Origin of the sequence: Mycobacterium sp. WMMD1722, from assembly GCF_049315205.1 — a bacterium.
In the GTDB taxonomy this organism is placed as follows: domain Bacteria; phylum Actinomycetota; class Actinomycetes; order Mycobacteriales; family Mycobacteriaceae; genus Mycobacterium.
The window spans coordinates 2,077,616-2,103,754 of the sequence record NZ_CP186056.1 but is presented as its reverse complement, the minus strand read 5'-3'; the positions used below and the strand labels follow the sequence as shown (position 1 = coordinate 2,103,754).

Below are 26,139 nucleotides of genomic sequence, written 5' to 3'. Positions count from 1 at the left end.
CTCCCCCTTGGCGACGGTGCGTGCGGTCGATCCTTGCATCACCAAAATCGGGATGGAAGGAAACGGTGGCTTTACGTGTCTGCGGACGGTTCGTGAAACGCTCGCACGGTGTCGATGGTGTCGGCCTCGGCGGCCGGCTTGTCGTCCCGGTAGCGCACCACCCGCGCGAAACGCAGCGCCATTCCACCCGGATAGCGCGTCGAACTCTGGATGCCGTCGAAGGCGATCTCCACCACCTGCTCGGGTCGCACCGTCACCATGTAGCCGTCGGTCGGTCCGTCGGCCAACGCGAGGAAGCGTTCGGTCTGCCAGTCGAGCATGGCGTCGGTCATTCCTTTGAACGTCTTGCCGAGCATCACGAAGCCGCCGGTGGCCGGATCCCGGGCGCCGAGGTGGATATTCGACAATTTGCCGCGGCGCCTACCGTTGCCCCACTCGACGGCAAGTACCACCAGATCGAGGGTGTGGACGGGTTTGACCTTCAGCCAGCCGGCGCCGCGGCGCCCCGCCTCGTACGGTGCGTCGGCGGCCTTGGCCATCACCCCTTCGTGTCCGGCCGCCAGTGTCGCGGCGAGAAACCGTTGCGCTTCGTCGGCGTCGGCGGTGACCAGCCGGTCCACCCGCTGAGCGGCCGGAATCACCGCGTCCAGCGCCGCCGCGCGCTCGACGGTGGAGCGGTCGAGGAGATCGACGCCGTCGACGTGCAACAGATCGAAGACGAATACCGACAGCGGCTGCGCCGCCCGTGCGGTGGCGACGTCGGCGCTGCGGCCGAACCGCGAGGCGGTCACCTGGAACCGGTGCGGACGGCCGTCGGGGCGAAGGGCGATCGCCTCCGCGTCGGCGATCACCGTGTCGACCGGCCAGGCCAGTGCGGCGTCGACGACCTCGGGCAGCCGGGCGGTGACGTCGTCGAGGCTGCGGGTGTAGACCGACACCTCGGACCCGCGGCGGTGGATCTGGACCCTCGCCCCGTCGAGCTTGGCCTCGAAAACCGCTGCACCGCTGAGCTTTTCCAGCGCATGAGAAACTCCGGTCGCGGTCTGGGCGAGCATCGGCCCAACGGGGCGGCCCACCCGCAGCGTGAACTGGTCCAGCGCGTTCTGCCCGCCGGTCAGGGCCGCAGCCGCGACGGCGGGCAGATCGCCGGCGAGCATGGCCGCACGGCGGACACCCGCGCCGGGCAGGCCGGTGGCCTTGGCGACGGCGTCGGCCATCACCCCGAGCAGCGCGCCCTGGCGGAGTTCACCGGTGAGCAGGCGGCGCAGAAACGTCTGCTCCGGCGCGGTCGCCGCCGCGAACAGATCGCCCACCAGGCCGGCGCGGCGAGCCTGGGAACCCTTGCCGGTGGTGGCACCGATCTCGGTGAACGTCGTGTCGACGTGAGCCACGGTCAGTGACGGCGCCGCGGCGGGTGCGGGTAGTGACCGCAGTGCGGCCCATCCGACGCCGATCTGGCGCTGGGGCAGCTCACCGGACAGCCACGACACCACGACGGCCAGGGTCACGGCGTCGTCCTGGGCCGCCACATCGAGCAGTTCGGCGATCCGCGCGACCTTCGCCAGCCGCGACGAGGACGCACCGACCTGCGTCGAGGCATCGACCACGTCGATCAGCAACATCGGCTCAGCTTGGCATGCGGCACCGACAACGCTCGGTGTCGTCAGGCCACGCCGCTCGGAGTGCTCGCCCCGGCGTCGCCGCCGGCGTCGGGGCGCGCCCGCTCCACACCCGTCGGTGCTGCCGGTGCGGTGGATGCGGCCGGTGTGCGCCGCGCCGTACGGGCTTCATCGCCGCCGTCCCGGTCGGCGCCGCTCGAGCGGGCCGCAGCGGACGCGGCGCGTTCGGCCGTGGCGTTGTCATCCGCGCCGTCATCCGCGCCGTCGACGCTGCCCCGACTGACCGGCACGAATTCGCGGCGCGCCTCGGATTCGGCCGGTGGAGCGCCGGTGTCGCGGGTGCCGAAGACGGCGTCGGCCTCCGCCTGGGTGGACGGACGGTCGTACTGCGCCTCGATGTGGTCGCGCAGATCGTCGTTGAGCGCATCCGCCAATCGGCCGAGCCCGATATTGCGCAGCGGATCGAGGATCGGGACCTCCCGGTCGGCGACCATCTTGTAGGTGATGCCGTCGTTCTCCCACTGCACGACCTCGCCGTCCGCTTCGGCCGCCGCCAGGTCGAGGTCGTCGTAGACGGTCGGGTGGACGAACAACATGCCGTACACGGCGTTTGCGACGGCCAGCAGGTCGAACCGACTCGGCCAGTCCGCCCAGCCGTCGTACTGCGCCCACACCTCGGTGACCGGGAAACCGGTGTTCGTGGGCACCCGCGGCGCCCATGGCACCCCGTAGGTGTTCTCCGGATCCCCGACGAGCAGGAATGACGTGGTGTCGCGGCCGACGGTGGTGTCCGGTGCGTAGTTGCGCAGCCAGAAGCCGGCTATCTGGGCGCCCTGCGAGAATCCGAAGACGAGTTTGTCGTCGCCGTCGCCGCGCAGCAGGCCGTCCAGGGTCAGGGCCCCGCGCGCGATCGGCCCGTCCTCGCCCAGGATTCCGGCGGAGTGCGAGAAATCCACCGTCGCCTCGGTCGGCACCTTCACGCACTCATATGCCGCGCACACGGCGCCATTGAACAGCGCCGGTGTGGTGTCGGTGCCGCCGAGCGGTTCGATGGTGTACGCGGTGGCTGCCCAGGCGGCGGGTGCAGCGGCGTTCGGCGCGAGAAGCAGTGCGCCGGCCGCGGCCACGGCGAGGCCCAGCTGTCGGCGTGTCATACGGAAACCCCCCCGGTTGCAGCAAACTCCGTGAAGCAACCACTTTAGTGGAGCAGCCGTGGGGAGCAGCGCGGAATTCTCCGGACGATCACCGCACGGCGAACGTGATCTGGTGCCAGCCGGTGGCGCCGTCGGGCACCGGGTCGGCCCGCTCGGGGGTCTGCAGGGCACCGGTGTTGTCCGTCGCGCGGACGGCGATCGAATACAGGCCTGGCTCACCGGCGTTCCAGTCGTAACTCCAGAGCCGCCAGGTGTCGTCGGAGTAGCTGTCGCCCAGCGTGGCCGGCCGCCACTCGCCCTGGCCGCCGGGGGGATCGATGCGAACCTCCACCGAACGCACCCCGCGGTCCTGCGCCCACGCCACCCCGCCGAATCTCACCGGCCCCTGCGCCACGTCGGCACCGCTGCGCGGGACGTCGATGCGCGATCCGGTCTTGATCGGCCCGCGAGCCGCCCAGCCGAGCCTCGTCCAGTACGCCTGGGCCCGGTCGAAGCGCGTGACCTCCAGGTCGACCACCCATTTCGTCGCCGACACATACCCGTAGAGGCCGGGCACCACGAGACGGGCCGGGTATCCGTGTTCGACCGGCAACGGCTGGCCGTTCATCCCCACCGCGAGCAGCGAATCGCGGCCGTCGGTGAACGCCTCGACCGGGGTGCCCGCGGTGAATCCGTCCTGGGACATCGACAGGACCATGTCGGCGTCGGAGTGAATCCCCGCCGGGGCGAGCAGGTCTCGCACCCGATATCCGATCCACGTGGCGTTCGAGATCAGGTTGCCGCCGACCGGATTGGACACACAGGTCAGCGTGACGACCTTCTCGACCGCCTCGAACTGTTCGAGATCGGCCATGCGATAGGTGATCTCGCGGTCGACCATGCCGTGGATGCGCAGCTGCCATGCCTCGCGGTCGACCTGCGGGACGCTCAGTGCGGTGTCGATGCGGTAGAAGTCGGCGTTGCTGGTGAGGAAGGACGGCAGGTCGACCCCGGGCGGTTGTACGGCCGGCGGGATCGGGGGAGCGGCCACATCGGGACGCGGCACCGTGAACGCGGCGCGGTCGTCGGCCACCGAGGCGGCGCGCCGGGACAGGGCGGCTCCGGCCACCCCGGCGACCGCGCCCACGGCGATGGTGCCCATCGCCACCAGCGACAACCGTCGACCGCGGTCGGGTCCGTCGCCGACCGGTTCGCCGGCGTCGACGATGCGTCCGGACACCAGCAGCCGCAGCACCGCGATGCCGGCCAGCGTGCCGAGGATGGTCGGGATCGTATCGGTCGTGGTGGCCCCGGATCGGGACAGCACCGCGGCGCAGCCGGCCACCCCGCCGGCGAAAATCGCCACACTCCCGATCGGCACCCGCCGACTCTCCAGGCTGCCCGCGACCGCCGCGATCATTGCGATGACGAAAAGGACCAGCAGCGACAGCACCAGCTTGTCGGCCATGCCGAACGTGGAGATCGCCCATTCCTTGACGTTGCCGGGCGTGTTGTCGATGACCGCGGACCCGACGGCGGTGCGAGCGTCGGCCTCGGGGCCGAAGAGCGCGGCCGCGAGTTCGGTCACGCCCAGCGCGACCGCGGCAGCCGCGACCCCGCACCATGCTCGCGATGTCCGTGCGGCGCCGCCCATGGTGGCCAACGTAGTCACCGCACCCACCCGAAGGGCTTACCGTTCGCTGACGTCGGCTAGGTTGCCTTACAGATCGACCACGAAATGGAAAGGGTGCTGATGGAGATCGAGGGCAAGAAGGCCGTCATCGTCGGCGGTGCGTCCGGTTTCGGCAAGGCCACCGCGGAGGCGTTGGCCCACCGTGGCGCGGCTGTCGCGGTGCTGGACCGGCCGCAGTCGAAGGGCAAAGAGGTCGCCGACGCCATCGGCGGCACCTTCCACGAGGTCGACGTGCTGGACTTCGCCGGCACCGAACAGGTGCTAGGCGACGCGGTCGACGCACTCGGCGGCCTGCACATCGCGGTCACCACCGCGGGCGGTGGCTCGGCCATGCGGACACTCACCAAGAACGGTCCCCACGATCTCGACGTCTTCCGTCAGGTGCAGGATCTCAACACCGTCGGCACCTTCAACATCAGCAGGTTGGCCGCCGAGCACATGAGCCGCAACGAGCCCGAGGACGACGAACGCGGTGTCATCATCAACACCTCGTCGATCGCGGCGTTCGAGGGTCAGATCGGTCAGGTCGCCTACACCGCGTCCAAGGCCGCCATCGCCGGCATGTGTCTGACCATGGCCCGCGACCTGGGCAGTCTCGGCATCCGGGTGACCGCGATCGCGCCCAGCCTGTTCGCCACCGGCCTGACCGAGGGCATCCCGGACGAATTCGCCGCGCAGCTGACCAAGGATGCGGCATTCCCCAAGCGTCTGGGCCGTCCCGAGGAGTACGCCAAACTCGCGGTCGCCATCGTCGAGAACGCGATGCTCAACGGCCAATGCATCCGCTTGGACGCCGGACAGCGCTTCGCCCCCAAGTGAACCTGTGATTTCGGCGTGGATACCCGCGCTCCGCGCACGTCTCCACGCCGAAATCGCATAGGCTGCGCGCGTGGCGACTGTCGCTGATCACGTCATCTCGGCCCTGTCGATCAGCGGCGTACGCCGCGTCTACGGTCTGCCCGGTGACAGCCTCAACGGATTCACCGACGCCATCCGCCGCAGCGGCGCGATCTCCTGGGAGCACGTGCGCCACGAGGAGACCGCCGCCTTCGCCGCGGCCGCCGACGCCGCGCTGACCGGCCGGCTCGCGGTGTGCGCCGGTAGTTGCGGTCCCGGAAACCTGCACCTGATCAACGGCCTCTACGACGCCCACCGCAGCCGGGTGCCGGTGCTGGCGATCGCCGCCCACATACCGCGCTCCGAGATCGGATCGGAGTACTTTCAGGAAACCCACCCCCAGGAGCTGTTCCGCGACTGCAGCGTCTATCGCGAACTGGTCAGCACTGCCGAGATGCTGCCCCGCATCCTCGCGATGGCCATGCGGGCCGCGGTCGAGGAGAACGGTGTCGCGGTCGTCGTCGTACCCGGGGAGATCTTCCTGCAACGTGCCGACCCGTCGGGCTGGAACGCCCGCCCTGTGGTGGCGAGCAACTCGGTGGTACGCCCCGACGACGACTCGCTGCGGCGGGCCGCCGACATCCTCAACGACGCGCAGCGGGTCACCATCCTCGGCGGCGCGGGGGCTGCGGGTGCCCACGATGCGCTGGTCGACACCGCGGCGGTACTGAACGCACCGATCGTGCATGCGTTGCGCGGCAAGGAGTTCATCGAGTACGACAACCCGTTCGACGTGGGTATGACCGGCCTGCTCGGATTCGCGTCCGGATACAAGGCGATCAAGGAATCGGACGTGCTGCTCATGCTCGGCACCGACTTTCCCTACGGGCAGTTCTATCCCGACCACGCGCGGGTCATCCAGGTCGACATCCGCGGCCGCCACCTCGGCCGCCGCACGCCGGTGGAGTTGGGGCTGGTGGGAACCGTCGCCGACACGCTCGCCGCGCTGCGACCGCTGCTGAGGCCCAAGACCGACCGCGACCATCTGGACCGCTCGCTGCGCCACTACCGTCGCACCCGCGCATCGCTGGACTCGCTGGCCGTCAACGATCGCGACCGCAGCCCGATCCGGCCCGAATACGTTGCGGGACTGCTGGATCGACTCGCCACCGATGACGCGGTGTTCACCTGTGACGTGGGCTCACCGGTGGTGTGGGCGGCGCGCTATCTGCGGATGAACGGGCGGCGCCGGTTGATCGGCTCCTTCAACCACGGCACGATGGCCTGCGCGCTACCCCTGGCGATCGGTGCCCAGACGGCTCTGCCGGGCCGCCAGGTGGTGGCGCTGGCCGGCGACGGCGGGCTGACGATGATGTTCGGCGAACTGATCACCCTGATCCAGAACCGGTTACCCGTCACGGTGGTGGTGTTGAACAACTCGTCGCTGAATTTCGTCGAACTGGAGATGAAGGCGGCGGGCGTCGTCAACTTCGGGACCGAGCTGGTCAACCCCGACTTCGCGGCCGTCGCGCAGGCGATGGGTGCGTTCGGCCGGCGGGTCGAGGCGCCCGGCGACCTCGAACAGGCGCTCACCGATGCGCTGGCTCACGACGGGCCCGCCGTCGTGGACGTCGTCACCGCCCGCCAGGAGCTGTCCATCCCGCCGGCGATCACGGTGGAGCAGGCGAAAGGCTTCTCGCTGTACGCGATTCGCACCATTCTCGCCGGCCGCGGCGACGAGTTGCTCGACCTGGTCAGCACCAACGTGGCGCGGCGGATCCTGGACTGACAGCCTGTCTGCATGCCCGAGGATGCGCCCGAGTTGCCGAGCCTGTCCCGCGACGACGTCGTCGCGCTGACCCGTTGGGTGCGCGCCACCGGGCTCGGCGACACCGTGACCGATGTCGCCCCGCTGACCGGAGGCACGCAGAACGTCGTGGTGCGGGGGGTGCACGTCGACGGCCGGCCGATGGTGTTGCGGCGACCGCCGGTGCATCCCAGACCGACCAGCGACAAGACCATGCAGCGCGAGATCGCGGTGCTGCGCACGCTGGCGGGCAGCGACGTCCCGCACCCCGGTTTCATCGCCGGCTGTGCGGATCTCGACGTGCTCGGCGTGGTCTTCTATCTCATGGAGGAGGTCGACGGCTTCAATCCCGGCACCGAGGTGAGCCAGGTCTACTCCCGCGATGCCGGCGTGCGGCACGCGGTCGGGCTGTCCTACGCGGCCAGTCTGGCCCGACTCGGCCGCGTCGACTGGGAGGGTAGCGAACTGGCGGCGATCAGACGACCGGGATCGTTTGTGGGACGTCAGGTTCCGCAGTTCCTGCGGCTGCTCGAGAGCTACCGCCATGAGAACTACGCCCCCGAATCGTTCCCGGCGGTCGCGGCACTGGCGGAGTGGCTCACGACCCATCAGCCGCCGGACGGCGAGCCCGGGATCATGCACGGTGACGCCCATCTGAACAACGTGCTGCTGCGGCGCGACCGGCCCGAGCTCGCCGCCTTCATCGACTGGGAGATGTGTACGGTCGGTGACCCGCTGCTCGATCTGGGTTGGGTCCTGATCTGTTGGCCGCTGCATCCCAATCCGATCGACGCCGGCTCGGCCCTGGCCGCGCTCGGCGGTCTCGCGAGCCGCGGTGAACTCCTCGAGGCATATCTGGCGGCCGGGGGCCGCGAAACTCGCCATCTGGACTGGTATCTCGCGATGGCCTGCTTCAAACTGGCCATCGTCATCGAGGGCACGTGGTCGCGCTATCTCGCCGGACGGGCGACCTCGGAGGCGGGGGAGCGGTTGCACGCCTCAGCTCAGAACCTCATCGAGCTGGGAAGCCGGGTCGCCAAGGGCGACAACCCCTTTGATCTCGATCAGCGGTAGGCGTCGACGCCGAGTTTGACCGCCAGTGCCAGCCCGGCCACGCCGATGGCCAGCCGCAGCGGCGTCGCAGGGGCATGCCGCACGACGATCGGTCCCAACCGAGAGCCCACCAGGCAGCCCGCACCGAGGGTCAGTACCGCCGGCCAGTGCACGGGTGCGAGGAACACGAAGATCGCGGCGGCGACCACGTTCGAGGTGGCGAGGATGACGTTCTTGTCGGCGCTGGCATGGGGCATCGTCTCGCCGGTGCGTAGCAGCAGGGCCAGCAGCAGCACGCCGGCGGCGGCCCCGAAATACCCGCCGTAGACGCAGATCAGCGAGATCGCCCCGACGTGACCGAGCGCCGCCCAGCGTGACCGGGGCCCGTCGCCGGCGGTGCCGGCCCGGGGGCGGCGCGGGATCAGGATCGCGACCGCGGCCAGGGCGATCAGAATCGGAACCAGCTTCTCGAACCCGTCCGCGGGGGTCGACAGCAGCAGCATCGCGCCGGTGACGCCGCCGAGTGCCGCCCCGGGAACGATGCGCCGCAGCCATCGGCTGCGGCCCCGCAGCTCCGGCAGGGAGCCCCAGATCGAGCCGACTCCGTTGAAGACCACCGCCACCGTGTTGGTCACGTTCGCCGCCACCGGCGGTAGACCCACCACGAGCAGCGCGGGATAGGTGGCCACCGACGCCAGCCCGGCGATGCTTCCGGTCAATCCGCCGGCCACCCCGGCGATGCACAGGAAAAGGCCGTCTTGCCAGGTCATCGGGTTGTCCACATCGCCGACCACCCTAGGACGGCGGACGGCGGCCAGCGCAACCGGAAGGTGTTTGCGTGCGGTCGCCGGAGGGGTCTACAGTCACGAACGTGCCAAGGCGACTCGTAGTAGCAACCCGCAGCGGGGTCTGATCCAGACCGACCCCCCGCTGTGGGTCGTTGCTCCCTCGTCGGTCAGCTCCTCGAGTCCAGAGATGACCGGCACACATGATCCCCAGTTCGGCAAGTTCCAGCCAGGCAGAATCCGCCCCGAGCGCGCCCCGTGCGGTCGACATCGTCGCCCGCGTTCCGCGCGCGCTGCGCAAGGAGGCCGACGCGATGTCCTTCGACCGTTTCCTCGCCGAGTATTCACCCCACACCGGCCCGCTGCGGCTGGGCCACTGGGCGTGCACGGACGCCGAACGTCCGGCCCGCCGGCTAGGCCCGCAGCCGCGTCACTATCAGGCCACCCTGGCCTTCGGTGACCGCATCGGCACCGCGACCGCGGCGGCGTTCGGACCCGTCGCCGCGTTGACCGAGATGCTCTACGACCAAGGCGTCGCGGTGGAGATGATGGCCTTCCACCAGATGCCGGCCGGCGCGCAGATCGCGACCTTCATCCACGGGTCCGACGGCGCCCGCACCGAATGGGCGATGGGCGTGGCCGGCGATCCCACCCAGTCCGCGTTGCGGGCCGTCATCGCCTGCGCGAACCGGTTGCTCGCCGCGGTCTGAGGCAGCTCAGCGCAACGGGCGCAGCACGATCCGCATACCGTCCTTGGGCACCGGCATACCGCCGTAGTCCCACGTGGTGCGGTAGTCGGCGCTGGGCAGTTCGAGCCGGTATTTGCGCAGCAGACGGTGCAGGATGGTCTTCACCTCGAGCTGGCCGAACGTCATGCCGATGCACTTGTGCGCGCCGCCGCCGAAGGGACTGAAGGCGTACCGGTGTCCCTTGTGCTCGTTGCGCGGTTCGGCGAACCGGTCCGGGTCGAACTTCATCGGATCCGGATAGAGCTCCTCGAGCCGGTGATTCATGCCGGGGTAGGCGATGACGTTGGTGCCCTTGGGCAGATAGTGGCCGAGCAGCTCGGTGTCGCGCACGGTCTGGCGCATCGCCCACTGCACGGGGGTGACCAACCGGATCGACTCGTTCATCACCAGATCGAGCGATTCGAGCTTCTCCAGCGACTCGATGTCGACCGGGCCGTCGCCGAGGCGGTCGGACTCGTCGCGGCAGCGGTCCTGCCACTGCGGGTTGGCGGCGAGGTGATAGATCATCGTCGTCGCGGTGGACGTCGAGGTGTCGTGGGCGGCCATCATCAGGAAGATCATGTGGTTGACGATGTCGGCGTCGGAGAACTTGTTGCCGTCCTCGTCCTCGGTCTGGCACAACACCGACAGCAGGTCCGAGCCGTCCTTGCCGCGGCGTTCCTTGACCCGCTGGCTGAAATAGTCCTCGAGCAGCTTGCGCGCCTGCAGGCCACGCCACCAGGTGAAGGGCGGCACCGGGGTGCGGATGATCGCATTGCCCGCCCGCACGGTGGTGGTGAACGCTTTGTTCACCTTGGTCACGAGTTCGTGGTCGCTACCGGGTTCGTGACCCATGAACACCATCGAGGCGATGTCCAGGGTCAGTTCCTTCATCGCGGGATACAGCAGGAAGCGGGAGTCGTTGGCCACCCAGTCGTTGGCGATCACCTGCGAGACCACCTTGTCCACCTGTTCGGTGTAGCCGACGAGTCGGGTGCGGACGAAGGCCTCCTGCATGATCCGGCGGTGGAACATGTGCTCTTCGAAGTCGAGCAGCATCAGGCCGCGGTGGAAGAACGGCCCGATGACCGGGACCCAGCCCTGCTGGGAGAAGTCCTTGTTGCGGTTCGAGTAGACGGCCTGCGCGGCGTCCGGGCCGAGCGCGGCCACCGAGGGGAGCGCGGGTGAGTCGACGTAGAACACCGGGCCGTTCTTGCGGTAGAGGTGCAGGAAGTAGTCCGGTCCGCCGCAGAACATCTCGATCATGTGGCCGAAGATCGGCAGCCCCTTGTCGCCCATGACCGGTTTGAGATCGCTGCCCGCCGGCGGCTGGGCGAGAACCGTCGGCTTGAACTCGGTGTTCAGCAGCTTCTTCTCGACGACGCCCACGCCGGGGAAGTTGTTGATCGACGGGGTGAACCGCCGCTTTGCCTGGTCGAGCAGGTATTCCGGGGTGCTGATGGTCGGCATCTGAACGCTCCTGGTACTCACGACGCTGTGGTGGACGTCACCTCCGACCATCCTGACCGGCTGAATTGACGCATGTCAAGTTTTGTTCTGGCGTGCCGCGGTGCAAAGGTCTTATGTCATGAGCGCCGAACCCGCCTCGCCGGAGATTCGCCGCAGCCGCGGCGACCGGCAGCGTGACGCCATCGTCGCGGCGGTCCGGGAGCTGCTCGAAGAACAGTCGTTCGCCGATCTGTCGGTGAGCACGATCAGCGAGCGCGCCGGCGTGGCCCGATCCGGGTTCTACTTCTATTTCGACTCGAAGTACGCCGTCCTGGCGGTGATCGTCGCCGACGCGATGGCCGAACTGGCCAAGCTCAGCCACGACTACGCGCCACGGGAGGCCGACGAGTCACCGTCGGAATTCGCACGGCGGATGGTCGGCTACGCGAAGGCGGTGTTCGCCACCAACGATCCGATCATGCGGGCCACCACATTGGCCAGGAACACCGATGCGCAGATCCGCGAGATCATGAACGACTTCGAAGATGCGGTGATCGACAAGATCGTCGGGCTGGTGCGTCAAGACGCCGGCGCCCGGCCGATCACCGACGACCTGCCCGCGCTGGTGCGGACCCTGACGTCGACGACGGCGCTGACGCTGTCGCGCGACAGCGGGTTCGTCGGGCGCACCGACGACCCGGCGCGCGCCGACGGGGTGGTCGAGCGGCTGTGGCTCTACGGTCTCTGGGGCGGATCGGACCTCGGCGACGGACGGTAGGGTCGCCGATATGACCGACGGCGGCTTCGCCCGGAAGCGGTGTCTGCTCACCGGCGCAGCGAGCGGAATCGGCAGGGCCACCGCGTTGCGGCTCGCCGTTGAGGGCGCCGAGCTGTTCCTCACCGACCGCGACGCCGAGGGCCTGGCGGCCACCGTGGCCGACGTCTGCGCCCTCGGGGCGCGCGTGCCCATCCACCGCGCGTTCGACATCGCCGACTACGACGCCGTCGCCCAGTTCGCCGCGGACATCCACGACGAACACCCCGCGATGGACATCGTGATGAACATCGCCGGGATCTCCGCGTGGGGCACCGTCGACCGGCTCACCCATCAGCACTGGAAGTCGATGGTCGACGTCAACCTGATGGGACCGATCCACGTCATCGAGGCATTCGTGCCGCCGATGATCGCCGCGCGTCGCGGGGGTCATCTGGTCAACGTGTCGTCGGCGGCCGGTCTGGTGGCCCTGCCGTGGCATGCGGCCTACAGTGCCAGCAAATACGGCCTGCGGGGTCTGTCGGAGGTGCTGCGCTTCGATCTGGCCCGCCACCGGATCGGGGTGTCGGTGGTGGTGCCCGGTGCGGTGAAGACCCCCCTGGTGCAGACGGTGCAGATCGCCGGCGTCGACCGCGAAGACCCGAACGTGCAGAAATGGACCAACCGGTTCACCGGCCACGCGGTGTCGCCGGAACACGTCGCCGACCGGATCCTGAGCGGCGTGCGGCGCAACCGCTATCTCATCTACACCTCGCCGGATATCCGCGCGTTCTATCTGTTCAAGCGGACGATGTGGTGGCCCTACAGTGTGGCGATGCGTCAGGTGAACGTGATCTTCAGCCGCGCGCTGCGGCCGTCGCGGCGCTGATCACCACCCGGTTCGCCCACCGCCACCGCCGAAGATCCGGTCGCACACCATCGCGGCGAAGTCCTCGAGGATGCGCAGATGGCCCGGGGTCCAATCCCGCCGCACCCGGTCCCAGACCGACAGGACGCCGATGGTGTGGCCGGCGGGGTCGGTGATCGGAAAGCCCGCGTAGGCAACCAGGAAATGGTCTCGGACCAGCGGATGACCCATCAATGCCGGATGGGTGCGGGCGTCGGAGGCGACGAGCGGTTCGCCGGTGGTGACGATCGGCCAGGACATCGACTGATCGATGGGCACCTGACGGGCCAGGGCGAGCTCCTCGTGCAGACCGATGGCGCTGAGCAGGTAGACGTCGTCCCGGTCGACCAGCGACACCGCCGCCGAAGGGACGCCCAAAGCTCCGACCGCCATCTCCACGATCCGGTCGAGGAAGCGGCCGCGACCGGTGTCGAGCAGTCCGGTGTCGTACAGCGCGCGCAGCCGGTCCGGGTCGGCGATGACCGATCGCGCGTTACGCGTGACCGCGGGTAGTTCCAGATCCATCCGGCGGACCCGCTCGAGAATCTCGTCGAGGTTGCGGTCGTCGCGGCGGGCCTGCTCGACCGCCATGCGCGCCGCGACCGCCCGCGCGACGAACCTATCCACCGACTCCCCGGCGATTGCGGCTTCTTTGGCGAGCTCATCGGTCATCCACTCGTCGAACCCCGGAACTGACGCCATTGTCAAAAGATAGTCGCAAACGTTGCCGGACGCGGGTTTTCGGTTCTCCGTCACCGATGTCTCAGCGCGCGCCCCAGTCCCACGGTGGCGTGCTGAGCAGGTTCTGATCCTGGATCCGCGTCTCGCCGTACTCCTTGTACAGCGACAGGTGTACCGCTTCGCCGTCCTCGTCGATCGCGACGGTGTCCAGCAGTTCGACCATGGCGGGGGAGTGGGTGACCACCACCACCTGAGTCTGCGCGGCCGCCGTCGCGACAAGGCCCGCCAGGGGGCGGACCAGATCGGGATGCAGGGATGTCTCCGGTTCGTTGAGGATCATCAGTGACGGTGGCGACGGACTCAGCAGCGCAGCGGCCCACAACAGGAAGCGCAGGGTGCCATCGGATAATTCGGCGCATCGCAACGGACGGAGCATGCCGGGCTGGCGGATCTGTAGATCGAACATCCCGTCGTGGTCGGCGATCTGCAGCGCCGCCCCGTCGAACGCGGCGGCCACCGCACGGGGCAGATCGTCCAACCCGGCTTCGAGAATGGTCTGCACGGCGGCCGCGAGATCGCTCCCGTCGTCGGACAACACCGGCGTGCGGGTACCGACCTGGGGCCGGCGAGCGGGCGCGGCGGCGTCGACGCGGAAGCCGTCGTAGAACCGCCAACTCCGCAATCTGTCGCGGACCGCCGCCAGCTCGGGCAGGGCCTGCGGATGTGCGAAATCGCCCAGGACGCTGCGATACAGCGGCAGCGCCCTGGTCAGCTCGTCGAAGCCGCCCCCCGACGCCGAACTCGCCTCGGCGAACTCGCCGCCGCGCCGCACCAGCGTCGCCCCCGGACGCGCGACCGCGCCGGCGAACACCAGCTCGCGTTTGATCTGCGGATCGCGTCCGAACAGCGAGCCCGGCCCGGCGTGCACCGGTAGGCCCAGGTCGACGAGATATCCGAAATCATCTGCGGCGAAACCCATCTCGAGCGAGACCGGACGTGTGCGCACGGTGCCCTGGGACTGCCCGGTGCGCCGCGCGCCGGCGATCTGTTCGGGACCGGCCCACAGCACCGACTGAAGACCGCCTTCGCGGGCCAGCGAGCCGATCACCTCACCGCGGCCGCAGTCGGCCAGCAGTCGCAGCGCCCGGTACAGCGAGGACTTGCCGGTGCCGTTGGCGCCGGTGACCACGGTGAGGCGGCGCAGCGGCAGGACCACGTCGCGCAGCGAGCGGTATCCGCGGATGGCGACCGTCTGCAGCATGGCGTGAGGCTAGTGCCCGGCGGTGACAGCCGGTTCGGGCATCGCGAGTTCCAGCCGCACGCCGAGAAGCCGGACCGGTCGGTCGAGCTCGAACCGGTCGAGCACGTCGAGTGCGGTGGCGATGACGGCGTCGGCATCGACACCGGGTGCGGGCAGTGTGCGGATCTTGGTCCGGGTGAAGAACGTCTTGGTGCGTACGGTCACCGCCACCCGGGTCACCACCCGGCCCTGTTCGACCACCTCCGCCAGTGTCCGGCGAGCCAGGTCGACGACCGCGGCGTCCATGTCGGCACGGTCGGTCAGATCCTCGGGGAAGGTGGTGACGTGGCTGCGTGAACGCGGGACCCAGGGCTGCGCGCTGACGGTGTCGTCGCCACCGCCCTTGGCCAGCAACAGGATCCACAATCCGGTGGTCGGTCCGAAGGCCGACGTGAGCACCGCCGGGTCGGTTGCGGCCAGGTCGGCGACGGTGGTGATGCCCATGCCGGCGAGCTTTTTGGCGGTCTTGGGACCCACCCCCCACAGCGCGTCGACCGGCCGGTCGCCCATCACCGCCATCCAGTTGTCCTCGGTGAGCGCGAAGACGCCCGCCGGTTTGCCGAACCCGGTCGCCACCTTCGCGCGCTGTTTGTTGTCGCTGATACCGACCGAGCAGGACAACCCGGTGTTCGCGGCGATCACCGTGCGGATGTGTTCGGCCAATGCGACGGGATCGGCGGTGTCGTCGAGGTCGGCGCCCAGATAGGCCTCGTCCCAGCCCCACACCTCGACCGGATGCCCCAGATCGCGCAGCAGACCCATCACCTCTGCCGACGCTTGGTCGTACGCGTCGGGATCCGACGGCAGGAACACCGCGTCCGGGCAGCGGCGGGCCGCGGCACGTAGCGGCATGCCGGCATGTACGCCGAATGTCCGGGCGGGATAGGACGCGCACGCGACGACCTTGCGCGCCTCGGTGGGATCTCCGTTTCCGCCGACGACAACGGGGCGGCCCTCGAGTTCGGGGCGACGGCGCACCTCGACCGCCGCCAGGAACTGGTCGAGGTCGACATGCAGCACCCAGCGCATCAGGTGCCGCAGAGCTTCCGGGCGACCGACGACCAGGCGTCACCCTGTGCATCGAGCGTGACGCCCTCGGCCAGCCGGTGTTCGACGTAGTCGGCGTCGAGCAGGGCGGTGAGCGCAACCGCCTGCGAGTCGAGGTCCCCGGTGGTGCCGGCGGTCTCCAGGAGGAACCGGACGTGCGCGAGGTGCAGGCTCATCGGCGCGTTGAACCGGGTCTGGAGATCGCGGGCGGCGTCGGACAGCAATGCATGGTGCTGGTGGACGAAGCTCAGGCGTTCACGCCCGTAGGCGAGCAGCCGCTCCAGCGGCGGTGCGCCGGGGCCCAGGGGCGGCGGCCCGAACATGAACGCCTCCTGCTGGGCCTTCTCGTTCTCGTCGAGCAGCACCACCATCAGACCTGCGCGGCTGCCGAAGCGGCGGAACAGCGTGCCTTTGCCGACGCCGGCCTCGGCGGCGATGTCGTCGGTGGACACTGCGTCGGCGCCGCGCTCGGTGATCAGCCGCCTCGCCGCCTCCAGCAGGAGCAGACGGTTGCGCGCCGCATCGCCGCGCTCGGCCGGCGCGGACGCGATGACCGGCAGGCCGATCATGCCGTCGGTGGCGCTCACCTCTGCACTTTAGCTCAGCCGGAATTAATCGGACCGAAGTCCGGTTAGCTCATGGGAGGATCTGGACGCCGACCGAAGGGATATGACATGCCGGATGTGCACGTGCTGGTACTGGTGGGCAGCCTGCGGGCCGCCTCGGTGAATCGTCAGCTGGCCGAACTCGCCGCGGAATCCGCGCCCGACGGAGTGCGGCTGGAGGAGTTCGATCGCCTGGGCGAGCTGCCGTTCTACAACGAGGACATCGACACCGCTGATGTCGCCGAGCCGGTGATTGCGCTGCGAACCGCCGCCGCGCGGGCGAATGCGGCACTGGTCGTCACGCCCGAATACAACGGGAGCATCCCCGGTGTCCTGAAGAATGCCATCGACTGGCTGTCGCGGCCGTGGGGCAACGGCGCGCTGAAGGACAAGCCGCTGGCCGTGGTCGGCGCCGCGCATGGGCGTTACGGGGGCGTGTGGGCGCACGACGAGACCCGCAAGTCGTTCGGGATCGCCGGACCGCGCGTGGTCGAGGATCTCGAGCTGTCGATTCCGACGGAGACCCTCGACGGGAACCATCCGCGCGAGAACGCCGAGCTGGCCGCGAAGCTGCGCGACATCATCGGAAAGCTGGCCGCCGAAGTCGGCTGAGAGGGGCCGACGAAGCGGCTCGGATGTAGCCGCCGCCTCCCGGTGGCGGCGTAGGTGCCCGCCTGGTGGGCGACATGGGTGTGACAGCAGGCTGTCGGTGACCTGTCGCCACCAGGCGGGCTGTTCATTTCGGCCGGAGCCGGTGGTGACGGAAGGGGCGCGCGAGGCCAAAGTGACGTACGGGGCGACGCACCTTCCCGAGTTTGCTGGCGGGTGTCGGCGTTCCGGTGCGTCGCCGCGGCTTTGTCGGTGGCTGCTGATAGACACGTCGTGTGGTGGTCGAGGTGGCACTCGGCGGTGTGCGACACGCCGACCGGGGAGCGACACACCGCGGTTACCAGGCAAAATTCCAAACGTGTCATTACGACACCTAGTATGTGTTTCACTAACTGAGCACAACATCTAGTGTCTACGGTGGAGGTCAGGAAGCGGAGCCCCGCGGACGATCAACGCAGGTTCGAAGGAAGTTCTCCCTTCGTCTCGACGTTGAAAGTCAACGAGCTCTCGTTGTCCAACCGCTGGTGCGTTAGTGGGGTGCAGCGTGACAAACAACCACAGATCGCCGAACGAAGATTTCGCTGAGGGAGCCCGTCGAATGACTGTCACCGTGTACACCAAGCCCGCCTGCGTCCAGTGCAACGCCACCTACAAGGCCCTCGACAAGCAAGGTGTCGACTACGACGTGGTCGACATCTCGCTCGATCCCGAGGCGCGCGACTACGTGATGGCCCTGGGCTACCTGCAGGCTCCGGTCGTGGTGGCCGGCGACGACCACTGGTCGGGCTTCCGCCCGGATCGCATCAAGGCGCTCGGTGGAGTGGCTGCCGCGACCGCCTGACACGGGTAACCGGCACAGCGGAAGGAAACGACGATGGGCGACCTGGTGTACTTCTCCAGCGTTTCGGAGAACACCCATCGCTTCGTCATGAAGCTGGGGCTGCGCGACGGCACCGTCACCCGCATTCCGCTGCACGGCCGCATCGAGGTCGACCGACCGTACGTTCTGGTCCTGCCCACGTACGGCGGCGGACACGCCAACGGGCCCGATCCGGACGCCGGGGGATACGTCCCCAAGCAGGTCATCGCGTTCTTGAACAACGAGCACAACCGGTCGCTGCTACGCGGTGTCATCGCGGCCGGCAACACGAACTTCGGCGCCGAATTCGGCTACGCAGGCGACGTCGTCTCCCGCAAGTGCGGCGTGCCCTACCTCTACCGGTTCGAACTGATGGGGACGACGGACGACGTCTTCGCGGTACGGGCCGGCCTCGAAAACTTCTGGAAGGACCAACCGACGTGGCACCAACCGTCACAGCTGCAGAGCCAGTAGTCACCGCTGCCCAGACGCTCCCCGGGGAGACGGACTACCACGCGCTCAACGCGATGCTGAATCTGTACGACAAGGACGGCAGGATTCAGTTCGACAAGGACGTGCTCGCCGCGCGCGAGTACTTCCTGCAGCACGTCAACCAGAACACGGTGTTCTTCCACAACCAGGACGAGAAGCTCGACTACCTGATCCAGAAGGACTACTACGAGCGCGAGGTGCTCGACCAGTACTCGCGTAACTTCGTCAAGACGCTGCTCGACCGGGCGTATGCCAAGAAGTTCCGCTTCCCGACGTTCCTCGGTGCGTTCAAGTACTACACCTCCTACACGCTGAAGACGTTCGACGGGAAGCGCTACCTCGAGCGGTTCGAGGACCGGGTCGTGATGGTTGCCCTCACGCTGGCCGCCGGGGACACGGCACTCGCGGAGAAGATCGTCGACGAGATCATCGACGGCCGCTTCCAGCCGGCCACCCCGACGTTCCTCAACTCGGGTAAGAAGCAGCGCGGCGAGCCCGTGTCGTGCTTCCTGCTGCGCATCGAAGACAACATGGAGTCCATCGGCCGCTCGATCAACTCGGCGCTGCAGCTGTCCAAGCGCGGCGGCGGTGTCGCCCTGCTGCTGAGCAACATCCGCGAGCATGGTGCGCCGATCAAGAACATCGAGAACCAGAGCTCGGGTGTCATCCCGATCATGAAGCTGCTCGAGGATTCGTTCTCCTACGCCAATCAGCTCGGTGCTCGACAGGGTGCGGGCGCGGTGTATCTGCACGCGCATCATCCCGATATCTACCGTTTCCTGGACACCAAGCGGGAGAACGCCGACGAGAAGATCCGGATCAAGACGCTGAGCCTGGGCGTCGTGATCCCCGACATCACCTTCGAGCTGGCGAAGAAGAACGAGGACATGTACCTGTTCTCGCCGTACGACGTCGAGCGGGTGTACGGGCTGCCGTTCGCCGACATCTCGGTGACCGAGAAGTACTACGAGATGGTCGACGATGCGCGGATCCGCAAGACCAAGATCAAGGCACGCGAGTTCTTCCAGACGCTGGCCGAGCTGCAGTTCGAGTCGGGCTATCCGTACATCATGTTCGAGGACACGGTGAACCGGGCCAACCCGATCGACGGCAAGATCACCCACTCGAACCTGTGCTCGGAGATCCTCCAGGTCTCCACGCCGTCACTGTTCAACGAGGACCTGTCCTACGCCAAGGTCGGCAAGGACATCTCGTGCAACCTGGGCTCGCTCAACATCGCCAAGGCGATGGACTCACCGGACTTCGCGCAGACCATCGAGGTGGCGATCCGGGCGCTGACCGCGGTCAGCGACCAGACCCACATCTGGTCCGTGCCGTCGATCGAGCAGGGCAACAACTCCTCGCACGCGATCGGGCTCGGCCAGATGAACCTGCACGGCTATCTGGCCCGGGAGCGGATCTTCTACGGCTCCGAAGAAGGTGTCGACTTCACCAACATCTACTTCTACTGCGTGCTCTACCACGCGCTGCGCGCCTCGAATCGCCTTGCGATCGAACGGGGTACGGCGTTCGGTGGGTTCGAGAAGTCGAAGTACAAGTCGGGGGAGTTCTTCGACAAGTACACCGAGCAGGTGTGGGAGCCGGCCACCGACAAGGTGCGCCAGATCTTCGCCGATGCCGGCATCCGCGTTCCGACCCAGGACGATTGGCGGCGGTTGAAGGAGTCGGTGCAGCAGCACGGCATCTACAACCAGAACCTTCAGGCCGTCCCGCCGACGGGCTCGATCTCCTACATCAACCACTCGACGAGTTCGATCCACCCGGTGGCCAGCAAGATCGAGATCCGCAAGGAAGGCAAGATCGGTCGTGTCTACTATCCGGCGCCGTACCTGACCAACGACAACCTGGAGTACTACCAGGACGCGTACGAGATCGGCTACGAGAAGATCATCGACACCTATGCCGCGGCCACGCAGCACGTCGATCAGGGCCTGAGCCTGACGCTGTTCTTCAAGGACACCGCGACCACGCGCGAGGTGAACAAAGCGCAGATCTACGCCTGGCGCAAGGGAATCAAGACGCTGTACTACATCCGGCTGCGCCAGATGGCGCTGGCAGGCACTGAGGTGGAAAATTGCGTCAGCTGTATGTTGTAGTGCCCGGTCGCTGACAGCGGCCGTGTCATGACGGACGGGACTCCGGGCCGGGGCGTGATCTACGGGGTAAGGCTTCGGCCGGAGCTCGTCTATCGGTATGTCGGTCTGACGACGAAGACCGCGAAGATTCGTCTCCGACAGCATCTCAAAGTTGCCCGATCGGGTAGAAAGACGCCTTTCTATGACTGGCTACGAATACATGACGGCGAGGACATCGTTGCCGACGTACTCGAGGTCGTCGAGGGCTTGCAAGAGCTGGGCGAGGCCGAGATCGCCTGGATAGAGCGGCTTCGAAGCGAAGGACACAAGCTACTCAATCTATCCGAGGGAAGCCTGGGGCCGACCGGGGTCGAATGGACGGCGGAGATGCGGGAGGCGGCCAGAATCCGTTCGACGGGCCGCAAAGGCGTGAGCAGGTTCGCCGCGGAGAACCCGTTCTACGGGCGGAACCACGCCGATGAACAGCGTGCAAAATGGTCGGCACTCCGCAAGGGGCAGAACGCGGGTCCCGCGAACCCCAACTTCGGCAAGTTCGGCCCCGATCACCCGGGCTTCGGGCGCGTCATGTCCGAAGAAGCCCGTGCTCAGCTGGCAGAACTGCGGCGTGGGGCCGCAAATCCCAACTACGGGCGCAAGGCGAGCGATGAAACCCGCGCCAAAATGTCGGCAGTCCGCAGAGGAAGGCCGAAGCCGTCGAGTAGACGTAGTGCGCATACGAGGCACCACACGAATAAGGACATCAAGAGAGACACGTGCCGGTATTGCAACGAGAGCAATGATTCCGACGGGCAGCCTTCGCCGGATGCTCTGTAGGCGATGGTCTCTCGGTGTCGACAACCGTCGAGGTCATCCTCGTCGCCGCTCTGGTGCTCGGAATCGTCGTGGCCCTGTTCGCCCTGATCTCCGTCTGGGAGAGGTGGGGTAAGGGTTCGCGGTTCGAGCGGCGCGTCGATCGATTCTTCGACCGCCTCAGCGAGCTTTTCGACCGCTGACGATGAGTGCGCCCAGCCGGCACGGTCTGCATTGGCGACGGCGTCCTGCACGAGGATTCCGCGATCACCGGAAGGCACTCCCGCATGCACACACCGATCTTCGTCAACCTGCCCGTGGCCGACATCGACCGCTCGCGGAGCTTCTTCGCCGAACTCGGGTACCGCTTCCACGAGCAGCTGTGCGGCGACCAGTCGGTGGTTGTGGTGCTGAGCGACAACCTCTTCGCCATGCTCCTGCAGCGCGAGGTTTTCGATTCCCTCCACCCCGTGCAGACCGCGGACGCCGCCACGACGAAGGAGTGCGTGATCTGCCTCGGCGTCGAGAGCAGGGAGGCGGTGGACGCCCTCGTGGACCGCGCCCTCGCCGCGGGCGGAACGGCGGGTGACTGCGAGGACGAGGAGTTCATGTACGGCCGCAGCTACAACGATCCGGACGGCCACTCCTGGCAGATCTTCTGGTTCAACCCAGCGGCGGCGCCCCAGACCGAGGTCAGCTCTGCCGCGCCTGCTCGGCCCGCGACGCCTTGAGTCGCCGCTCCTCACGCAGCACGTTCTGATAGCTCTCGCGTTCGGCCAGCAGCCACTCAGGCATCTCGTCGAGCAGTGCGCTGATCTGCTCGGTGGTCAGCGCCTCGGTGACACCACCCCGGCCCAGGCCGGCGATCGAGACGCCCAGCTTCGCCGCCACCAGGTTCTTCGGGTGTGGGCCGTTTTTGCGGAGATCCTTCAGCCACTGCGGCGGATCCGACTGCAGCGCCTCGAGCTCGGCCCGGGTGATCGGGTTCTGCTGAAACTCCGAAGGCGTCGCGGGCAGGTACACGTCCAGCTTCTTCGCCGCGGTGGCGGGTTTCATGGACTGCGCGTTCGGCCTGCTCATCATCGCCGATTCGCTCCGCAAGGGTCGCTCATGGCCGTCAGCCTATCGGTAGCCTGAGGCGGTGACCGCGTCCGAACTCACGCTTGGTTACGTCCCGGGGGCGACGCCCGCGAAGTGGGCCCGGATCTGGGCCGAGCGCCACCCCGACGTGTCGCTGCACCTGCGCAGCGTGGCCGCGGCCGACGCTGCCTCGGAGGTCAGAACCGGTGCCATCGACGTGGCGGTGCTCCGGTTGCCGACCGACGCGTCCGGTCTGGCCGTGATCCCGCTGTACCAGGAGACGACGGTGGTGGTCGCGCCGACCGACCACGTCCTCACGGCCGCCGATGAGATCACCGCCGCGGACCTCGCCGGGGAGCCCATCCTGATACCGCTCGACCACGTCGTCGACTGGCCGGATGCGCCCGGTGCCCCCGTCGAGCACCGGCCTGAAACCACCGAGGCCGCAGTCGAACTCGTCGCCGCGGGCCTGGGTGCCCTGATCGTGCCGCAGTCGCTGGCCCGCCTGTACCACCGCAGGGACCTCACGTATCGTCCGATCGTCGATGCGCCGGGGTGCCCGGTGGCGCTCGCCGTCCCGGACGGACCGCAGACCGACTACGTCGAGGAGTTCATCGGAATCGTGCGCGGCCGCCGAGTCGGTTCCTCGCGGGGACAGACCGAGACGGCCCCTAAGCGCAGCGCACGGGAGAAGACGCTCGCCAAACAGGCCGCCCGCGCCGCCGCAGGGAAGGTGGCCCGCACACCGGGCAGGCCCGGACGCGGTCGACGCTGACGCTCAGTGCACGTGCGCCGACCAGAACGCGACGGTCGGCGAGCCGGTGGACGTGCTGTCCGGTGGCGGCAGCAGGGTGACGTAGTCCAGCAGGTCTGGGGCGATGACCCGGATGTCGGCCTGGTATATCGACAGCACCGGATGGCCGGTGAACTCGCGGCCGGAGGGTAGATAACAGTGCGAGTGCACCGGGATCATCCGCGGCGCCCGCGCCAGGTGATACGCCGCGCTGCGCAGGGCGTCCTTCATCCGGGCTGGACGCGCACCCCAGCCGTCGTCCCAGAACCGCTTCCACTCCACCGCGAACAGGATGCCGTCCACGGGTAGCCGCAGTCGCCGCTCGAGGCGCCGGTGTCCGTCCGCCCGCCAGTTCGGCCACCCCTCTCCGACCGGCAGCCCGGTGGCGAGGAACTCTCGGTGGTCGTCGGCGAACGTGAACCCGAACGACGACTCGAGGTGGACGACCTCGTCATCGGACAGGCCCGGCTCCATCGGCGCCGTGCCGTTCGCCGAGAGGTGCCGTGCGGCAGCGGCGCCGAGTCCGGACATCTGGTCAGGGTATGGCCGGCCGAGGCGGCGGCGGGGAGTACATGTGAATACGAAGGCTGAACCGTTTTAAAGCCGCGCGGTTTTCGCCAGGGTCTGCCGGGGAACCCGGCGATCTGTGTGCCCGATCACACCCGGCACGCTGATCCATCTGGAACGTGCACGTTCGAACGGAGGACCCGGCCGATGGCATCTGAGAAATCCGCGCCCTTCTTCAGCCGCGACCGGATCGTGGCGGCACCGGGGTGGAGCCGCTGGCTGGTGCCGCCGGCTGCGCTGTCCATCCACCTGTCGGTCGGCGCGGCCTACTCGTGGAGCGTGTTCAAGAAGCCGCTCGAGGGGGCCCTCGACATCTCCGGCACCCTGAGCGCGCTGCCGTTCACCGTGGGCATCGTGGTGCTCGGCCTGTCCGCGGCGCTGTTCGGCACCTGGGTCGACCGCAACGGCCCCCGCACCGCGATGTTCGCCGCCATGTGTTGTTTCTGCGGTGGCTGGCTGGTCGGAGCCGCTGGGCTCGCGCTGGAGCAATACTGGCTGGTGCTGCTCGGGTACGGCGTCCTCGGCGGCATCGGGTGGGGCATCGGCTACATCTCCCCGGTGTCGACGCTGATCAAGTGGTTCCCTGACAAGCCCGGCATGGCAACGGGTCTGGCGATCATGGGTTTCGGCGGTGGCGCGCTGATCGCGTCGCCGTGGTCGACCGCGATGCTCGACGCGTTCGGCACCGAATCCTCGGGGATCGCGAAAACGTTCTTCGTGCACGGCGTCGTCTATGCGGTTTTCATGTCCCTGGGCTGGTTGCTGGTCCGGGTGCCCAGGGCGGACTGGAAACCGCACGGCTGGACACCGACCGAACCGACGGTGGGGTCGATGGTCTCGGTCGGACAGGTCTCGGCGAACAACGCCATCAAGACGCCCCAGTTCTGGCTGCTGTGGGTGGTGCTCTGCTTCAACGTCACCGCCGGCATCGGCATCCTCGAGAAGGCGTCGCCGATCTACCAGGACTTCTTCCCCACGGCCGGCGTCGCTGCAGCCGGACTGGCCGCGGCGGCGGCGGGGTACGTGGCGCTGCTGTCGTTGGCGAACATGGCGGGCCGCATCGGATGGTCAAGTCTCTCGGACAAGATCGGCCGCAAGAACGTCTACCGCATGTACCTCGGCGTCGGAGCACTGCTTTACCTGGTGATCACGCTGATGCAGAACTCCAACAAGGTCGTGTTCCTGGTGTGCACGCTGCTGATCCTGTCGTTCTACGGAGCCGGATTCGCGACTGTGCCCGCGTACCTGCGTGACCTGTTCGGCACCTATCAGGTCGGCGCGATCCACGGCCGACTGCTCACCGCCTGGTCGGTGGCGGGCATCGTCGGCCCGGTCATGGTCAACGCGATCGCCGACACCCAGGCCGACGCCGGAAAGTCCGGACCCGATCTGTACACCCTGTCGTTCTCGATCATGATCGGGCTGCTGGTCGTCGGGTTCGTGTGCAATGAGTTGATCAGACCCGTGGCCGACAGATGGCACGAACCGGACGCGTCTGTCGGGGGCGCACACGACGTCGAGGAGAGCAGGCGATGACCGACCCAAGCGCCGACGGCGAACTGCACGACTACCGGGCGACCGTGCCCAGGGCCTATATCGCTCTGGCGTGGCTGTGGGTGACCGTCCCGTTCCTCTACGGCGTCTTCGAACTCGTGTTGAAGGTCCGGCAGCTGTTTCAGTGACGGCCGGTCACCCCAGTCGTCGCGCGCGCAACACCGCGTCATGCGTGTGCCGGTGTTCTTCGCCGCCCAGGGGTGTTTCACGGACGCGGCTGTCCTCGAAATGGACGTCCCAGTCGTCGCCGAGCAACGAGCGAACGTCGGCCGGAAAGACGTAGTCGGCCGGGTCGAAGCCGCGGGCCTTCGCCGCCTCCCCGTCGAATCCGGCGTGGTGCACCACCAGCAGCAGCCCGCCGGGTGCGACGGCGCCGATCAGGGCGCGTTCGACCGCACGGCTCTCGGTGGCCGGCAATGCCGGATACTGCGCGGTGACGAGGTCGAAGCCAGCGGCGGGAAGGGCCGCCTCGAGTAGGCCGCTGCGCACCCAATCAATCTGTACGCCAGCCTTGTCCGCGCTCGCGGCGGCCCGCTCGATGGCGACGCCCGAGACGTCCAGCCCTGTGACTTCCCAGCCCCGCGTGGCCAGCCACACCGCGTCGGCGCCCTCGCCGCAGCCGACGTCCAGCGCCCGGCCCGGCGGCAGTCCGCTCACCTCGGCGACGAGGACGGTGTTGGCTCGCCCGCTGAACAGCTGCGCCGCACTGGCGTAGCGCTCGTCCCACTCCTGCTGAACATCGGATTCGGTCATGACACCAGCGTGCCCCGCATGCCACCTACTGCCAAGCTGCGTTGCTGATCTGGCAAAGCCCGGCGGAAAAAGCCGGGTGTGTGATCCGCTCACGCGAACCACACACCCGGCGGTGCGCCGATATACCT

At 68.0% G+C, this 26,139-nt stretch carries 28 protein-coding genes; 16 read left to right on the top strand and 12 right to left on the bottom strand.

Annotation, left to right across the window (positions count from 1 at the left end; genetic code table 11):
* Positions 1–71 precede the first annotated feature (71 nt).
* The 3 genes from ACN27E_RS09970 to ACN27E_RS09960 all read right to left on the bottom strand — a co-directional run bounded on the left by ACN27E_RS09970 (position 72) and on the right by ACN27E_RS09960 (position 4,406).
* Positions 72–1,622 (bottom strand): ATP-dependent DNA ligase, encoded by a 1,551-nt coding sequence (locus tag ACN27E_RS09970; protein ID WP_422748655.1) that lies wholly within the window; start codon positions 1,620–1,622, stop codon positions 72–74.
* Between the two features lie 41 nt (positions 1,623–1,663).
* Positions 1,664–2,773 (bottom strand): PE-PPE domain-containing protein, encoded by a 1,110-nt coding sequence (locus tag ACN27E_RS09965; protein ID WP_422748653.1) that lies wholly within the window; start codon positions 2,771–2,773, stop codon positions 1,664–1,666.
* Between the two features lie 88 nt (positions 2,774–2,861).
* Complete coding sequence (locus tag ACN27E_RS09960; RefSeq protein ID WP_422749776.1) at positions 2,862–4,406, bottom strand: molybdopterin-dependent oxidoreductase; 1,545 nt, start codon at positions 4,404–4,406, stop codon at positions 2,862–2,864.
* Positions 4,407–4,505: 99 nt separating this feature from the next.
* On the opposite strand from ACN27E_RS09960, the gene ACN27E_RS09955 reads away from it, so the two are divergent.
* The 3 genes from ACN27E_RS09955 to ACN27E_RS09945 all read left to right on the top strand — a co-directional run bounded on the left by ACN27E_RS09955 (position 4,506) and on the right by ACN27E_RS09945 (position 8,163).
* A complete protein-coding gene (locus ACN27E_RS09955) occupies positions 4,506–5,264 on the top strand; it encodes an SDR family NAD(P)-dependent oxidoreductase (RefSeq protein ID WP_422749775.1) in 759 nt (252 codons plus the stop codon).
* A 70-nt stretch (positions 5,265–5,334) separates the two neighbouring features.
* Positions 5,335–7,071, top strand: a complete 1,737-nt coding sequence (gene poxB, locus ACN27E_RS09950) for a ubiquinone-dependent pyruvate dehydrogenase (protein ID WP_422748651.1) — start codon at positions 5,335–5,337, stop codon at positions 7,069–7,071.
* 12 nt (positions 7,072–7,083) lie between these two features.
* Positions 7,084–8,163, top strand: coding sequence for a phosphotransferase family protein (locus ACN27E_RS09945; RefSeq protein WP_422748649.1), 1,080 nt, complete (start codon positions 7,084–7,086; stop codon positions 8,161–8,163).
* On the opposite strand, the gene ACN27E_RS09940 is transcribed toward ACN27E_RS09945, so the two are convergent.
* Positions 8,154–8,912: a sulfite exporter TauE/SafE family protein gene (locus ACN27E_RS09940; protein ID WP_422748647.1), complete on the bottom strand. Its 759-nt coding sequence runs from the start codon at positions 8,910–8,912 to the stop codon at positions 8,154–8,156. The genes ACN27E_RS09945 and ACN27E_RS09940 overlap by 10 nt on opposite strands.
* 218 nt (positions 8,913–9,130) lie before the next feature.
* On the opposite strand from ACN27E_RS09940, the gene ACN27E_RS09935 reads away from it, so the two are divergent.
* On the top strand, positions 9,131–9,637 hold the full coding sequence (locus tag ACN27E_RS09935) for a homocitrate synthase (RefSeq protein WP_422748646.1): 507 nt from the start codon (positions 9,131–9,133) through the stop codon (positions 9,635–9,637).
* Between the two features lie 6 nt (positions 9,638–9,643).
* Here ACN27E_RS09935 and ACN27E_RS09930 read toward each other — a convergent pair whose 3' ends face one another.
* Positions 9,644–11,125 carry a cytochrome P450 gene (locus tag ACN27E_RS09930; RefSeq protein ID WP_422748644.1) on the bottom strand — a complete coding sequence of 494 codons (1,482 nt, stop codon included), beginning with the start codon at positions 11,123–11,125 and terminating at the stop codon, positions 9,644–9,646.
* A gap of 118 nt (positions 11,126–11,243) precedes the next feature.
* Between ACN27E_RS09930 and ACN27E_RS09925 the strand changes: the two genes are divergently transcribed.
* Together ACN27E_RS09925 and ACN27E_RS09920 are read left to right on the top strand one after the other, a co-directional pair.
* Positions 11,244–11,882, top strand: a complete 639-nt coding sequence (locus ACN27E_RS09925) for a TetR/AcrR family transcriptional regulator (RefSeq protein ID WP_422748642.1) — start codon at positions 11,244–11,246, stop codon at positions 11,880–11,882.
* 10 nt (positions 11,883–11,892) lie between these two features.
* On the top strand, positions 11,893–12,747 hold the full coding sequence (locus tag ACN27E_RS09920) for an SDR family oxidoreductase (RefSeq protein ID WP_422748640.1): 855 nt from the start codon (positions 11,893–11,895) through the stop codon (positions 12,745–12,747).
* Here the strand turns inward: ACN27E_RS09920 and ACN27E_RS09915 are convergent, their stop codons facing one another.
* From ACN27E_RS09915 to ACN27E_RS09900, 4 genes are all read right to left on the bottom strand, one after another.
* Entirely contained in the window at positions 12,748–13,467 is a 720-nt protein-coding gene (locus tag ACN27E_RS09915; protein ID WP_422748639.1) for a GAF domain-containing protein, read from the bottom strand.
* Between the two features lie 61 nt (positions 13,468–13,528).
* Positions 13,529–14,707, bottom strand: coding sequence for an AAA family ATPase (locus ACN27E_RS09910; RefSeq protein WP_422748637.1), 1,179 nt, complete (start codon positions 14,705–14,707; stop codon positions 13,529–13,531).
* 9 nt (positions 14,708–14,716) lie between these two features.
* Positions 14,717–15,775, bottom strand: coding sequence for a DNA polymerase IV (locus tag ACN27E_RS09905; protein WP_422748636.1), 1,059 nt, complete (start codon positions 15,773–15,775; stop codon positions 14,717–14,719).
* Positions 15,775–16,362 (bottom strand): TetR/AcrR family transcriptional regulator, encoded by a 588-nt coding sequence (locus tag ACN27E_RS09900; protein WP_422749773.1) that lies wholly within the window; start codon positions 16,360–16,362, stop codon positions 15,775–15,777. Before ACN27E_RS09900 ends, ACN27E_RS09905 begins: the two co-directional genes overlap by 1 nt.
* Before the next feature lie 105 nt (positions 16,363–16,467).
* Here ACN27E_RS09900 and ACN27E_RS09895 point away from each other — a divergent pair, with 105 nt between their 5' ends.
* The 7 genes from ACN27E_RS09895 (at position 16,468) to ACN27E_RS09865 (ending at position 21,995) form a co-directional block, all read left to right on the top strand.
* Positions 16,468–17,010: an NAD(P)H-dependent oxidoreductase gene (locus tag ACN27E_RS09895; RefSeq protein WP_422748634.1), complete on the top strand. Its 543-nt coding sequence runs from the start codon at positions 16,468–16,470 to the stop codon at positions 17,008–17,010.
* Positions 17,011–17,605: 595 nt separating this feature from the next.
* Entirely contained in the window at positions 17,606–17,848 is a 243-nt protein-coding gene (locus tag ACN27E_RS09890) for a redoxin NrdH (RefSeq protein ID WP_422748633.1), read from the top strand.
* A 33-nt stretch (positions 17,849–17,881) separates the two neighbouring features.
* On the top strand, positions 17,882–18,340 hold the full coding sequence (nrdI, locus tag ACN27E_RS09885; RefSeq protein ID WP_422748632.1) for a class Ib ribonucleoside-diphosphate reductase assembly flavoprotein NrdI: 459 nt from the start codon (positions 17,882–17,884) through the stop codon (positions 18,338–18,340).
* Positions 18,307–20,475 carry a class 1b ribonucleoside-diphosphate reductase subunit alpha gene (gene nrdE, locus ACN27E_RS09880; RefSeq protein ID WP_422748631.1) on the top strand — a complete coding sequence of 723 codons (2,169 nt, stop codon included), beginning with the start codon at positions 18,307–18,309 and terminating at the stop codon, positions 20,473–20,475. Before nrdI ends, nrdE begins: the two co-directional genes overlap by 34 nt.
* 27 nt (positions 20,476–20,502) lie before the next feature.
* Complete coding sequence (locus ACN27E_RS09875; protein ID WP_422748630.1) at positions 20,503–21,288, top strand: NUMOD3 domain-containing DNA-binding protein; 786 nt, start codon at positions 20,503–20,505, stop codon at positions 21,286–21,288.
* 14 nt (positions 21,289–21,302) lie between these two features.
* Positions 21,303–21,467 carry a hypothetical protein gene (locus ACN27E_RS09870; protein WP_422748628.1) on the top strand — a complete coding sequence of 55 codons (165 nt, stop codon included), beginning with the start codon at positions 21,303–21,305 and terminating at the stop codon, positions 21,465–21,467.
* A gap of 84 nt (positions 21,468–21,551) precedes the next feature.
* Positions 21,552–21,995 carry a VOC family protein gene (locus tag ACN27E_RS09865; RefSeq protein WP_422748626.1) on the top strand — a complete coding sequence of 148 codons (444 nt, stop codon included), beginning with the start codon at positions 21,552–21,554 and terminating at the stop codon, positions 21,993–21,995.
* On the opposite strand, the gene ACN27E_RS09860 is transcribed toward ACN27E_RS09865, so the two are convergent.
* Positions 21,958–22,344 (bottom strand): DUF5997 family protein, encoded by a 387-nt coding sequence (locus tag ACN27E_RS09860; protein WP_422748624.1) that lies wholly within the window; start codon positions 22,342–22,344, stop codon positions 21,958–21,960. The genes ACN27E_RS09865 and ACN27E_RS09860 overlap by 38 nt on opposite strands.
* Before the next feature lie 61 nt (positions 22,345–22,405).
* Between ACN27E_RS09860 and ACN27E_RS09855 the strand changes: the two genes are divergently transcribed.
* A complete protein-coding gene (locus ACN27E_RS09855; RefSeq protein ID WP_422748622.1) occupies positions 22,406–23,119 on the top strand; it encodes a LysR family substrate-binding domain-containing protein in 714 nt (237 codons plus the stop codon).
* 3 nt (positions 23,120–23,122) lie between these two features.
* Here the strand turns inward: ACN27E_RS09855 and ACN27E_RS09850 are convergent, their stop codons facing one another.
* Positions 23,123–23,668 (bottom strand): hypothetical protein, encoded by a 546-nt coding sequence (locus ACN27E_RS09850; RefSeq protein WP_422748621.1) that lies wholly within the window; start codon positions 23,666–23,668, stop codon positions 23,123–23,125.
* Between the two features lie 183 nt (positions 23,669–23,851).
* Between ACN27E_RS09850 and ACN27E_RS09845 the strand changes: the two genes are divergently transcribed.
* Entirely contained in the window at positions 23,852–25,240 is a 1,389-nt protein-coding gene (locus ACN27E_RS09845; RefSeq protein ID WP_422748619.1) for an L-lactate MFS transporter, read from the top strand.
* On the top strand, positions 25,237–25,386 hold the full coding sequence (locus tag ACN27E_RS09840; RefSeq protein WP_422748617.1) for an MFS transporter small subunit: 150 nt from the start codon (positions 25,237–25,239) through the stop codon (positions 25,384–25,386). The genes ACN27E_RS09845 and ACN27E_RS09840 overlap by 4 nt, the downstream gene beginning before the upstream one ends.
* Before the next feature lie 7 nt (positions 25,387–25,393).
* Here the strand turns inward: ACN27E_RS09840 and ACN27E_RS09835 are convergent, their stop codons facing one another.
* Positions 25,394–26,011 carry a class I SAM-dependent methyltransferase gene (locus tag ACN27E_RS09835; protein WP_422748615.1) on the bottom strand — a complete coding sequence of 206 codons (618 nt, stop codon included), beginning with the start codon at positions 26,009–26,011 and terminating at the stop codon, positions 25,394–25,396.
* Positions 26,012–26,139 lie beyond the last annotated feature (128 nt).